Annotated in this window: 11 protein-coding genes; 8 read left to right on the top strand and 3 right to left on the bottom strand. The window is 46.7% G+C overall.

The features are described 5' to 3' along the window. Nucleotides 1-203 precede the first annotated feature (203 nt). Both K0I63_RS08630 and K0I63_RS08635 read left to right on the top strand, forming a co-directional pair. On the top strand, nucleotides 204-857 hold the full coding sequence (locus K0I63_RS08630; RefSeq protein ID WP_220083149.1) for a DUF4136 domain-containing protein: 654 nt from the start codon (nucleotides 204-206) through the stop codon (nucleotides 855-857). Nucleotides 858-1,168: 311 nt separating this feature from the next. Then, nucleotides 1,169-1,672 carry a DUF2541 family protein gene (locus K0I63_RS08635; RefSeq protein ID WP_220083150.1) on the top strand — a complete coding sequence of 168 codons (504 nt, stop codon included), beginning with the start codon at nucleotides 1,169-1,171 and terminating at the stop codon, nucleotides 1,670-1,672. Between the two features lie 177 nt (nucleotides 1,673-1,849). On the opposite strand, the gene K0I63_RS08640 is transcribed toward K0I63_RS08635, so the two are convergent. Together K0I63_RS08640 and K0I63_RS08645 are read right to left on the bottom strand one after the other, a co-directional pair. Next, on the bottom strand, nucleotides 1,850-3,982 hold the full coding sequence (locus tag K0I63_RS08640; RefSeq protein WP_220083151.1) for a TonB-dependent receptor: 2,133 nt from the start codon (nucleotides 3,980-3,982) through the stop codon (nucleotides 1,850-1,852). Nucleotides 3,983-4,365: 383 nt separating this feature from the next. Beyond that, the gene (locus tag K0I63_RS08645; RefSeq protein ID WP_220083152.1) at nucleotides 4,366-5,187 is read right to left on the bottom strand and encodes a DUF2797 domain-containing protein; all 822 of its coding nucleotides are present in this window, start codon (nucleotides 5,185-5,187) and stop codon (nucleotides 4,366-4,368) included. Between the two features lie 653 nt (nucleotides 5,188-5,840). Between K0I63_RS08645 and K0I63_RS08650 the strand changes: the two genes are divergently transcribed. From K0I63_RS08650 to K0I63_RS08670, 5 genes are all read left to right on the top strand, one after another. Then, on the top strand, nucleotides 5,841-6,305 hold the full coding sequence (locus tag K0I63_RS08650; RefSeq protein ID WP_220083153.1) for a DUF6882 domain-containing protein: 465 nt from the start codon (nucleotides 5,841-5,843) through the stop codon (nucleotides 6,303-6,305). A 105-nt stretch (nucleotides 6,306-6,410) separates the two neighbouring features. After that, a complete protein-coding gene (locus tag K0I63_RS08655) occupies nucleotides 6,411-7,292 on the top strand; it encodes a hypothetical protein (protein ID WP_220083154.1) in 882 nt (293 codons plus the stop codon). Between the two features lie 62 nt (nucleotides 7,293-7,354). Continuing rightward, a complete protein-coding gene (locus tag K0I63_RS08660) occupies nucleotides 7,355-7,792 on the top strand; it encodes a T6SS immunity protein Tdi1 domain-containing protein (RefSeq protein ID WP_220083155.1) in 438 nt (145 codons plus the stop codon). Nucleotides 7,793-7,860: 68 nt separating this feature from the next. Next, entirely contained in the window at nucleotides 7,861-8,268 is a 408-nt protein-coding gene (locus K0I63_RS08665; protein WP_220083156.1) for a hypothetical protein, read from the top strand. A gap of 105 nt (nucleotides 8,269-8,373) precedes the next feature. Next, nucleotides 8,374-9,672 carry a hypothetical protein gene (locus tag K0I63_RS08670; RefSeq protein WP_220083157.1) on the top strand — a complete coding sequence of 433 codons (1,299 nt, stop codon included), beginning with the start codon at nucleotides 8,374-8,376 and terminating at the stop codon, nucleotides 9,670-9,672. Between the two features lie 29 nt (nucleotides 9,673-9,701). Here K0I63_RS08670 and K0I63_RS08675 read toward each other — a convergent pair whose 3' ends face one another. After that, entirely contained in the window at nucleotides 9,702-10,655 is a 954-nt protein-coding gene (locus K0I63_RS08675; protein WP_220081754.1) for an IS110 family RNA-guided transposase, read from the bottom strand. Nucleotides 10,656-10,985: 330 nt separating this feature from the next. Here K0I63_RS08675 and K0I63_RS08680 point away from each other — a divergent pair, with 330 nt between their 5' ends. Next, complete coding sequence (locus K0I63_RS08680; RefSeq protein ID WP_220083158.1) at nucleotides 10,986-11,711, top strand: hypothetical protein; 726 nt, start codon at nucleotides 10,986-10,988, stop codon at nucleotides 11,709-11,711. Nucleotides 11,712-11,900 lie beyond the last annotated feature (189 nt).

The following is an 11,900-nucleotide window of genomic DNA, read 5'->3' on the forward strand; positions in this document are numbered from 1 at the left end:
TCTCTCATCATCTCTCATCTTTTCTTATGGCTGCGGGCTTTGGTCATTGGTTTTGGCCGTCGTCGTATCACCTAGCAAGATGATTGTTAAGGTTTTGTCAGGCTAGGTTCATGATCTTTCGCTTATACTTTGTCCAATCCGATACTTGGTCCAATCCGACTATCTCTGTGAAGGACGATTCCTAATAAGGACGAGGAGCCGTAATGAAATCTAGCTTGTTAAAACTGAGGCTGAACTTGGGCCTGAACTTGGGGCTAAAAATGGGCTTGGGCCTGTTGCTGTTAACCAGCGTGACCGCCTGCAGCGTGACTCAGGAGGAGCCGCTGCAACTGTCGATGGCGCCCGAGGATCGTCTGACCCTGGTGGCCAGCGGTGATTTAAGCTTCATCCAGGGGCAAGCTACCCAAGATGGACAGGCGTTTGCCCTGCACCCAGATTTCGAGCTACTCAATGTGGGGGAAGAGGTGAAGCCTGAACAGCTAAAATCCCGCATGCGCGGCGCAATCACCGCCGTGATGCAGGCCAAGGGCTATCGACAGGTGCCTGCATCGGATTCGCCAGATCTCTTGATCGGCTATGGCGTGGCCCTCGGCGATACCATGAGCGATGGTGAGATCCTGCAGAAAGTCGGGCTAGTGCCGGGTGTCTCGGCCCAAGGGGTGGACATGCGCCGCTTCGAGAAAGGCTCTGTGTTGCTTCTGGTGTTCGACCCTAGATTGATTGAGCCTAGCTGGCGGGTGTTAGCCCAGGGATTTACCCCGTTAAATCAAGACAGCACCCTGGCGGCGCAGCAGGCCGACGAGAGGCTTACTCGGGTGATCAATAAGATGCTCAGCGAGTTGCCGCAAACCCCTTAATCAGTCTTAGCCAGAATCTTGTTAGCCAGAAGCTCGTTAGGCAGTGTTCGCACACCCTTATAGTCATCTGATTGGCCGAAGCCGATAGGATTTACTAAGGTTTTTTAGGGTTAATGGGGCTTAGTAGGAAGGATTAAGCTTTACTAGAAGATTAAGCTTTACTAGAAGATTAAGCTTTACCCGAAGTTAGTTGGATTATTACCGGCCTGCGTGTTCACTAAATCGAGTGCAGTAAACGTGAACGCACCAAGCAGCGGTGAAGTTGGTCCCAGGCCTCATAGCAGGTCATTTATCAGATAAGGAGTATCGCCATGTCGTCATCTTTTAAACATCATCTCTCACGGGTTATCGGCAGTAAGCCGTTGCCCTTGCTAGGCTCGCTCTTGATGGGCCTGGTGCTGCTAACGCCGCTGACGGCCAACCGGGCGCTGGCGTCCGAGTGGCGTGAGTTAGCCCAGAAGACGGTCGATTATAAGGCCGAGGTGGATAAGGTGAAGCTGGGGCGCAAGGAGCAGAACCTAGCCAGTATCAAGCTCAGGTGCGATCAGGGCACGGTTAACCTAAAACAGATCGAGCTCTTCATGAGCGATGGCGAGTCGAAGAAGGTGGATAATCTCGGTGTCTTGACCAAAGGACTGTCGAGCCGCGCCATCACAGTGCCTAAGAGCGAGGGGCATCTTGAGCGTATCGAGCTGGCTTATGACAGTGTTGGCAGTCAAGCGCTGGGGTTGGCCGGGGTTGCCAAGAAGGGCAAGATCACTGTGCTAGGCAAGGAAAAAGCGAGCGATAAAGAGCAAGCGAGCGACAAAGACTAGTGTTGTGAGCAAGCTAAGCTACTAACACTAAGCTACTAACACGTAAGGAAATACAGACATTAGCGTACGCTCTCATATGTTCACTAACACACTCTTGCTAACACATTCTTACTAACTCTCTAACGCACGAGTCGGAAAAAAGCGCCGCCGGGTAACTGGGCGGCGCTCTTGTATCGGTTAGAAACGTGTCTTCACGCCAAGGTTGATGGTGGTGCCAAGGCCCTTGGTGTTGTAGCCCGCATAGGTAAAGGCCTGTGAACGCGCCGAGTAGTAATCTTCATTCAACAGGTTCTCGACCCCTAGGCTGAACTGCCAGTTATCCAATTGATAGCTGCTGCTGAGGTTCACCAGGTTGTAGTGACTCACCGGCCCTTGGGCGCCCACATACTGGCCATCGACCGTCTCGAAGCGCTTACGATCGCCCACATACAGGTAGTTGATGGCGATGTTGGCATCGTCGATCGGCTGCCAGTTGATAGAGGCGGTAAACTTAGGCGCCGAGATCACCTGGCCATCCAGGTAGATATCCTTCTCAGTGTCTTTACCCTCGACCCAGCTGTAGCTCATGTCTGTGGCCAGATTATCCTGCCATTGGTAGGCCAGCTGCGCCTCATAGCCCCAGATCTTCTGCGGCGCGCGCACCGGCATGTAAACCCCGGTCGCGGCGTCATAGGCGTTGCTGGTGCCTAGCTCTGAGGTGCTGCGATACGCCGCCAGCTCATAGCTTAGCTTGTCATAGTGGCCCGAGAAGCCCACCTCATAGTTGTCGACGATCGACGCCTCTGTCTGGATCAGCGAGATATCATTAACCGTGGCGGTACGCAGCAGGCGGCCAAGATCTGAGATGTCTGCCCCCTGCGAGAAGCTGGCAAACGGGCTAAAGGCTTCATCTAGCTGATAGCGCAGGCCCAGGTTATAGGTGGTGGAGGTGAAGTTAAGCTCGCCGCCCTTAACGTCGAACGGCACAGAGCAGGTGTCGGCGCTGCGGCACACCTTGAGGGTCTTGTAATCGTCTATGGCGATATCGACTCTGTCGTGGCGCACGCCGGCTTTGACAATCCAGTCATCATGAATGGTCAACTTGGTTTGTAGATAACCCGCCAGGTTGCTCATGTCCATCTCGGGCACCCAGATGCGGCCATCGTTTAGCGGCTGCGAGCTGACATCGTTCAGGGCATCGATACCATAGATGAAGCTGGCCGACACATTGTCCCAATCGGCGTAGCTGTTGAGGTTAACTCGCAGGCCGCGCTTCTCTGAGCGGATCAGCGATTGGCCGCCATCATAGCCTTCGCTGGGGTTGGCCAGCGCGGCAGAGTAGAAGAACATGTTTTCGATCTTCTGGTAGTAGGCGTCCAAGGTGAGCTGCGTCTGGTTGAAGATCTCCTGATCTGTGTATTTCAGCATCAGGTTGTGGTTGCCTCGCGGCCCCTGTGGTACGCCCGGCTTAGGCTCGCTGCTCTTGATGGCGTAGGTTTTCTCGCCGCTGTTGACGCTGCCGGTAACATCCATGAGATCTGCGTTTTGTTGCGCCTCATAGTAGTTGTAGGTCAGCTGCACCTGCTTCTCGCTGTCAAACTCATAGGCCAGCTTAGTGAACAGGTTTTGCGACTTGGTTTCCGACAGGCCGTAGATCAAGCCTATGATATCGCCCTCGGCGTCATATTCGAGCCCTGTCTCCTCCTCGGCGGCGCTGACCACATAGCTGAACTTATCCAGGGTACCGTCCACGCTGGCGTGGTAGCGGTAACCTGCGCTGTCTTCAAATTTGACCGCACTGAATTTACTCGAGGCGCCCAGCTCTACGCTGGCCTTGGCATCGCTGCTTGGGGTCTTGGTGATGTAGTTGATGATCCCGCCCGAGGCGCCGTTGCCATAGATAGAAGTTGCACCCTTGATCACCTCGATACGCTCAATCGCGCTGGGATCGATAGAGCGAATGCCCAGGCTGCCGTTTCTCAGCGGGGTAGACTGAGGTACGGCGTCGATCATCACCAGCGCCTTTCGGCCACGCAGTGTCTGACCGGCATTACTCGAGGTGCCTGTGCTGGGGGCCATGCCCGGCACGCGAAACGCCAGCATGTTCTGCAGTTCAGAGGTGATCAACATATCCTGCGCCAGGGTCTTGTTGTCGATCAGGGTCACCGAAGAGGGTACTTCCTCTATGCTTTCGGCGCTGCGGCTACCCGTGACAATAATGCGTTCTATGCTGGCATCGGCGGCAACGGCCGTTTGACTCATCAGCCCTAGACAGAAGAGGCTGGTGTAGAGGGCCAAAGGTGATCTCTTTAAAGGAAGGTGAGCGGGCATCAAATTATCCTAAGGTTAAGTACGAAAAAAGGCTGAACAATAATTTGATGCGAATGATATAGATTATCATTTAAGTTTGCTCGGGATTTACATATGTTACATTTTTGTGTCGGCTAGGCTCGTGTTTGGAATCACGTTTGCCGTCGCGATTTGATTTGGCTGTTTGCTGTTGCTTTGGCGGAAGTGTTAGCTGTGGGAAAGGGGACGGCAGTGCTCAAAATGACTTTGTTTCAAGCGGCGCTTTAACCCCCTGAATTTGCGTGAAGAAACTGCATTACAGCTTATAGCAAAATTTACATTAGTTGGCGATGAAAATGCCTGCATAACTTAGATATGCAGGCGAGGATATGCTGGCGCGGGCATCTTAGTCACGAAATCTCAGGTCATTCGGCCTCGAAGCTGACCTCGTAGGCGGTAAATTTACGCAGGTTGATCACTCCTGTGTCGAAGATCAGGTATTGTCCCTTGATCCCCAAGAGGGTGCCGCTTACAACCGGATCCTTATCGAAGTTGTGAGAGGCTATCTTGGTGGGGAACTCGCTCACCGGATAGTCGATGGCGACTATCTCTTCATTCAACCGCTCGATGGCGTATTCGCCATGGGCCATCGCCAGGCTGTGAATGTGCTGCTCAATCTGCGGCAGCAGTTCTTGGGCGTGTTGCTTGAGCGGTAAAGGCTCGGCATTACCTTTCAGCATGGCGCGCCAGTTGGTCTTATCGGCGATCATCTTGGCCAGCTCTACCTCGATAAGGCCTGAGAGTTGACGGCTGGAGACCTTAAGGATAGGCAGGCCTTGGGTGGCGCCCTGATCTATCCAGCGGGTCGGCAGCTGGGTATGACGGGTGATCCCCACCTTGAGTCCCGAGGTGTTGGAGAGGTAGACATAATGGGGCACGAAACAGTTGGCCTCGCCCCACTCTGGCTCGCGGCAGGTGCCCTCGGCAAAATGGCAGGTCTCGGGTTTCATGATGCACATGTCACAGCTCGCTAGCTTCTTCATACAGACGAAGCAGTGGCCCTGGGAGTAGCTCTTCTTGGTCTTCTTGCCGCAATTACAGCAGAAAATATTACCGGTATGGACCAGTTTGATACTGCTACCGATTAAAGGGTTAAGTTCGACTTCATTGTCGCCCACTAGCAGGTGATAACTGGCCAGGCCCTGCTCATCGAGCCTGGTGCGCATTTTTCTCAAGGTTCCTTGCATGACACTCTCAATTGCGTTGGAGTCATACGCCGCAGCGCCGACTCTTCGTGAATTTGTGACGAGTGTATCAGTTAACGGGGGGAAGATAAAAAGGGAGGGGCTTAACTGAATGCCCGTTAATCAAGGTTGTTGTCAGATGTGATAGAGCGACCAACGGTGCAGATTCTAAATAGTTATGATTCCAACCTAGGAATGAGTTTGATAGGTTGTTGATGGTCAATCCATTACTGTTACTAATAGCCTGCGGCTCGCTTATGTGCAGATACATCTGCTACACGCAGTGCATCCGTCCGTGGAGGCTCGACGATGGCATCCCTGCCATCGACGTCCGCAGATGCATCTACACCCGTATCGATGTCTCTTCGATTTGGCCGTGTTTGGTGTTGCAGAGGGAATGAAAAAGCTGATTTGATTTTGCCCCATCGCGCGTTTGTACACCTGATGTTTCATATAACTTATTTTTATCAATCAGTTATGTATTCACGATTTGAGATAATAGGTTTGGAAAACGCGCATGCGCGTTTTTCTAGATGGTATATTTAGCAAAATGCTGATAAGTTCATTGTATACAGATAGTTAACTGTGCGCGTTTTCACTGGTCCAACGAGGTAAATGCGCATGCGCACTAATAAAATGTTATGAGTCACCAAGAAATGAATGACGAAGAATTCCAAACATATATCGACACCTGCTTCGATGAGCTAGAAAGAAAGCAGCAGCACCTTATCGATACATTTGGCTTCGGCTCTTTCGACAAGTTCGAGCACGACTTCGAGAAAGAAGAGTTATATCTCATAAAGAACGATAAGGTATTGGTAAAAGCCAAGATTATCCCGATTGGTAGCTTTAACACTGAAAACGGAACGTGGATGTGGGGCTGGGCCAACGAAGCTTTTCCTCAAGGCCTTAGAGGTAAAGCCGCAAAGTTAAAAGAATTAGAAGCTATCACTGGCTTCGAAATGTTCGGCAATGATATGGCCGAAATTGATGAAGATATGGCTTGGGAAATTTCTGGGATGTCGCTTAACCTCCTTGGCTTCGAGGGTGTCTATCGCGGTCCCGCAAATAAAACCCACTATTTCTATGCAATGGAGCAAGTCGCAAGTGTCAACTCATAACAAGCGCATGTTGCATCAGCCACTGCGTGGCTTGGACGGTTTTTCCGCTCGTACCTCGCTACAAAACCGCCGCAAATGCGGGCGTTATAAGTCTCTGAGGGAACTATGACCACTACATACTATGAGCACGATTTTGATAATCTTATTTTGATGTATGACGAAGTTTGTAATTGGTTTAGTGGGTTAGGATTTGAATATTCAAAAAACAGATATGGTATTTATAAGAGATGTTTTCAAAAGTTTATTGACGTAGCAGAAGGGAAAATAGTTGAAAATGATCTTGTTGGCTTTAAAAGGTCCTTTGATAATGCATATATTGAAGTGAATGAAATAATTAGAATTAAAAACTGTCTAAGCAATGTTGAGGTATCAGAGTTTCTTGATCAGGTTAAAAAAGTAACTTCAGGGCAAGAGTTCAGAGGTAATACTGACAACGACCAAGCGAGAGACTTTCTCTTCGAATTATCTATTGCTAGTAGGTTTATTCATGCAGGTTACTCCGTAACTCTCAATGGAATTTGTGATGTTGTAGTTGATTTGGTTGATGATGGAATGCTTTTTGTTGAGTGCAAGCGAGTTAAGTCTGAAGCTCAGATAGAGAAGAATGTAAAAAGGGCTAACAAACAAGTTTTGAAAAGAATTAGCTCAGAAAAATCAAGCAAAGTTCATGGGTTGGTGGCGGTGAACATCACTGATTTACTACCTAAAACAAATATGCTTTATCCTGACTCACAATTCGCAGCGACAGCAATCCATAGGGGGGTCTCAAACAATTATGTGAAAGCCAGGTTGGATCGGTTTAGTGCGGGGTCGAAAAAGAAGTGTTTTGGTGTAATGGTTGAAAGCGCAATAATGAACTATTTATCGGATAAATCAATAAAAAATGGATTTGTTTATTCTAGGCATACTGAGTATTTGCCGTACACTGAAAATTCTGTATTTAAGCGGCTGGCTCCAAAGCTCAGCAATCAAGATATAATAAGGTAACATATAACAAAGCATTGCAGCGAACAAGCCGTTGAATGCGGCGTTATGCGTAAAAGGAAGTCATGAATATTATTCAAGAAATCAAAGAATCTTGGGGTTGGGTTGGTATCGATCCTATTGAGGTCGTAGGTGAAAATGACTTCGGTAACCTAATGATCAAAGATTCTTCTGGTTGTTATTGGCGCCTATGCCCTGAAGATGTTTACTGCGAAATTGTCGCAACAAATCGCGAAGAACTAGATAACCTATCTACCGATCAAGAGTTCCTAGAAGATTGGTACATGCAAGCTTTAGTTGAGCAAGCAAGTGAGCATCTTGGGCCATTAACCGAAGATCAAAAATACTGTTTAGTCACCCCTAGTGCTCTTGGTGGTGAGTACGCAAATTCAAATATTAATACCGCACCGTTGCATGAGCTTATTAGGTTTTCGGGTCATGTTGCAAAACAAATCAAGGACCTACCTGATGGTGCACAAGTTCAACTGCGAGTCACCGAGTAAACTCGCATAACAAGGCGCTCAAGCAAGGACGCAGCAGAGCTTGGCGTTATGTTCACAAGGAGATGCCGATGGGCACGTTTTACGAAGACGACGAAACCCAAATAACTCTACACGCAGCAGAAAGGTACCCAACTCACAAAGACGATCTGCGCGCAATGACCTTAGCGGGCTTGCGAATCATTCAAAATTCAAGGCAGTTGGATAACAGAGCGATGAGAACGGATGCGTTTAAATTCTTGCTCAGCCCGACGGCATTGAGTTATTGGAAGAAACAAGGATGGCTCGAGCCGAGAGGTCGGACAGAAACTGTACGCCTAACTGAAAGTGGTCTATCCAATTGCTCAGGTAGCATGCATAACGAGGCCGCTACTAACACTTCAGAGTCGCTGATCACAGAATGGGAGCAGCGGTTACTGGAGGGTGATTCCCTCGCCACTCAAGAGGCCACTTTTGAACTGCCGCTCTCAAGAACATAACAAAGGTTTCAAGTCGTTCGCTTCGCTCACTGGGACATCCCACCGCTGCGTGGCGTGCCGCCCCTTAAACCGGCGTTATACAGCATGGAGAGTTATGGAGGAAGTATGACAGAATCTGAATTTAGAGAGTCTATAAAAGATAAAGATCTAATAGGAATAGACTCTGAATTTACATATTCAACTCGAAAGTTAGTTCGTGATTTTAATGCTGACGGAGCGCATTTAAATAAATGGTGGGTAATGACGCCTGTAGGCTGGCAATGTCCTTGCTGTAAACGTAGTAAGGGTGAAATCGTTCGACTTAATAAAAATAACTATTTAACTTGTCAGCTTCATGAACATCATGATCATATGAAAGATGTAGTGAAAGAGCTCTTCGAGAGCTTTTCAATCAAGCAAAACATCATCGTTGCAGATGAGCTATCAGAAAAATTTGCCGTTAAAACAGCGTTTTCACTTTCGGCCTATGACAACACAGTTGTGTGCTTTGATTGCAATAAAGCTGATGCCGAAGCAAAGAAAATTGTAAATGCCCATAAGAGTTTTTCTTTCTCTCCAAAACAGATCAGTGAATTTTTAATAGTTACTGCGAACAAAGAGCACCAGATTGACGTACTTAAAGCACAGTGTACGTGGCAGGAGGCCAAGCCCATTTTTGAGCTACGTATGCAAATGGCTGAAAATTTTGCTCGGATTGCGGCCGAAAAAAAAGATTGGTATCAGCCATCTGACAATACTGCGAGAAATATAGAAAGAAAGGCGCGGTGGCAGTTTGGAGTGAACGGGGTTACAGAAATTAATAAATATGACCCAGAAAGAGTGCTATATACTCCAGAACCTTTCAAAGGAAAGAACTCTTCTTGGCGTGAAAAAGTTAATCCACATACTCGTACAAGGCCGTCGAACAAGCAATTAGAGCATCTTGCTTCGACTAGAGGTAAATATTGGAACAGGTATGATGAAAATTGGCGTTGTCCTTGCTGTTCAAGAGATAAATTAACTTGTGTCCGTCCTTCTAAAAAGAACCCGTGGGTTCTCGAAGTAAAATCGGGCTCTATGTTTCAAGAAGCTACTTTTGAAGTAAATCATCAGGCCGAACCTATGTGTGCAGATTGTCTTGATACAGCACTAAACTGGGGTAGAGAGATCATAAAAGAAACTGGAATCGAAATATCTTTCCCAAGTTCAGTTATTAGTCTCGAAGAGTTAAAGGGTATAATTATCACACGTCCACACTCAAAGCATAATCATCTCAACGATAAAATTAATGCGATGATGCCTTACCTTATGCAGCGAGCGAAAAAAATAGCATCTTTAGAAAAAGCTAAACATGAAGCAATGATGGAAGATGCTCGTAAACAATATGAAGAGTTCCAACGTTTGCGCAGTAAAAATGCTGTATAACAAGTGACTGTGGTGTTTAGTCAATATATTTATCCGTTTTTTGCGCACCACAGCTCCTCGCTTTTAAGCATGGTATTCAAGATCACGATGAGCTTTCGCATGCAGGCGATCAGTGCTACTTTCGGCATTTTGCCAGCCGCTTTGAGATGCTGGTAATAGCGCTTAAAGACAGGATTACACTGTATGGCTGACATCATCGCCATAAACATGACTGTACGTATCCTGTGGCGACCACCACGGATCCTGCGTTTACCCTTGTAAGAACCACTTTCGCGGTTCATGGGAGCGACACCAACTAGGGCGGCAATTTCTTTTCGGTTTAGTTTTCCTAACTCTGGCATTTCACTAAGCAGAGTGTAGGAAAGCACTTTCCCCACCCCAGGAACACTCGTCAATATTTCCGATTTGACGCGCCATTCTTTGACCTGGGCTACGAGCTTATCGAGTTTTTCCGTAAGTTTATCTATTTGCAGGTTAAGTGATTTAAGCAAAGTATTAATTGATTTATGAAGCTCTTTAGGCATGATTTGGAGACGATTTTTTTCCATCGTTGCCATTTCAAGTAGCTGAGTTCGTCTGATTAGTAAGTCTTTGATTATTTGTGACTGTTCATCCGGAAGCTGCTTTATCTCAGGTTTAATGATTGCCGCAAATTGAGCGATGACTGAAGCATCAATTCTGTCTGTTTTCGCCATAACACCGATAGCTTGGGCAAAGCGACGAACTTTGATTGGATTGACGATAACAACGGGTAAATTAGCTTTATCGCAGGCAAAGACAAAGGCATGCTCATAACGACCTGTCGCCTCAGTGACGATACGTTTTACCGGATGCTTCTTAAGTACCTGAATGACTTTCTGGATATGTTCAGGGTCATTTGGGATAGATAAATGTAGGTCGAGTGGATGTAGAACGATATCGAGCTGTGACTTACCGACATCAACGCCGACATTGATTTCAGTTTGGTTTTTATGGTTGTTCATTATAAGCTTACTCTGCCTTGCTATACGGGCTCGAGGCCCCAATGACTGTTCGAGTTATTGCTAGGAGTTATGCAGCGCTACCCACTTGTTACCGGTCTCTCGTAAGAGGAGCCGCCATTCAATCGAGCTACTGCATAAAGACCCTCAACGGCCATTGAGGGTGGGCCTCCAATTTACCCTAAAATGGAACAGGATTAACCATACAAGCCAATTAAGTGCGGGACTGCTAAAGCTTGGCTCAGTTTCGCTCCGCTACACGAGTTTAGCCAAGCATTATCAGCCCCTTATTGGGGCGTTAACTCTCTTGACAAAGTAAGGTGTAATTTCTAAATGGATTTTATTCTCGCAACCCTTTATGTATTAATCCCATTAGCTCTAGCAAGATCATCATTAGGGCTCAAACCTCAGTACCAAGAAAAAATTCTGATTGTTGATGAATCATTTAGCAAACAATTTGTGAAATTGACCAGATTGAAAACAATCGATGGGGTTGATTACTTAGCAAACCTTTTAGGGATAACGGCTGTCATATTACTCGCAGCCACAATTATTTCGAAATACGTATTTAGCTATGAATTGGCTCAGAACATTATGTTTGCTAAAGCTTTTATTTATTCATTTATAGGGTTTTTCTCAATAAAATGGTACACAAAACCACATAAATTTTCCTTGTCATTCCTAAAGGATATGGCTCAAATATCAGCTTTAGCCTTGGCTATGCCATTAATTGATATTTTTCTTGGCATTGATTATACCGCCTTGCCTTATCAATACATTTATATGCACTCATCACTGATGGGTTTTCCACTACCAGAAAGTCCTCACGTGATCATTATGGGTGTAATCATTAGTGTTTATATGCTCATTGCTATGACGATATTTTGGGCAGTCACAAGTTTGTTAATGGCATTATATTTTATTCCTGTTTTTTCAGTTTCTTATGGCGTTCTTAAATTTTGTAATGCATTAGAAAAAATGTGGGGTAAAAATACGTTAAATGCTGTGCTAATTCTACTGGTTGTAGTCACTCAATATTATTCGTGGTACAAGAGTTAACAAGTTGCTCAAGCGGACAAAAAACAGCTGGATTTTGCTCGTTCCTCGCTAAGTTTAGCCAGCTATTTTATTGCCGTTTAGCAAAGCGTTATCCCATAGAAATTTTTATCCGAAACTGACAGGTTAGAGTTAAGGCTTTAACTCGAAAATGTCCAAAAACGAGTTCGGTTGAGGGTGGTTCTTTACCAT

This window comes from Shewanella rhizosphaerae (genome assembly GCF_019457655.1).
In the GTDB taxonomy this organism is placed as follows: domain Bacteria; phylum Pseudomonadota; class Gammaproteobacteria; order Enterobacterales; family Shewanellaceae; genus Shewanella; species Shewanella loihica.

Coding starts and splice junctions, on each gene's coding strand:
- K0I63_RS08650 (WP_220083153.1), top strand. CDS start 5,841: ATGAATGACGAAGAATTCCAAACATATATCGACACCTGCTTCGATGAG.
- K0I63_RS08630 (WP_220083149.1), top strand. CDS start 204: ATGAAATCTAGCTTGTTAAAACTGAGGCTGAACTTGGGCCTGAACTTG.
- K0I63_RS08645 (WP_220083152.1), bottom strand. CDS start 5,187: ATGCAAGGAACCTTGAGAAAAATGCGCACCAGGCTCGATGAGCAGGGC.
- K0I63_RS08660 (WP_220083155.1), top strand. CDS start 7,355: ATGAATATTATTCAAGAAATCAAAGAATCTTGGGGTTGGGTTGGTATC.
- K0I63_RS08655 (WP_220083154.1), top strand. CDS start 6,411: ATGACCACTACATACTATGAGCACGATTTTGATAATCTTATTTTGATG.
- K0I63_RS08640 (WP_220083151.1), bottom strand. CDS start 3,982: ATGCCCGCTCACCTTCCTTTAAAGAGATCACCTTTGGCCCTCTACACC.
- K0I63_RS08635 (WP_220083150.1), top strand. CDS start 1,169: ATGTCGTCATCTTTTAAACATCATCTCTCACGGGTTATCGGCAGTAAG.
- K0I63_RS08675 (WP_220081754.1), bottom strand. CDS start 10,655: ATGAACAACCATAAAAACCAAACTGAAATCAATGTCGGCGTTGATGTC.
- K0I63_RS08665 (WP_220083156.1), top strand. CDS start 7,861: ATGGGCACGTTTTACGAAGACGACGAAACCCAAATAACTCTACACGCA.
- K0I63_RS08680 (WP_220083158.1), top strand. CDS start 10,986: ATGGATTTTATTCTCGCAACCCTTTATGTATTAATCCCATTAGCTCTA.
- K0I63_RS08670 (WP_220083157.1), top strand. CDS start 8,374: ATGACAGAATCTGAATTTAGAGAGTCTATAAAAGATAAAGATCTAATA.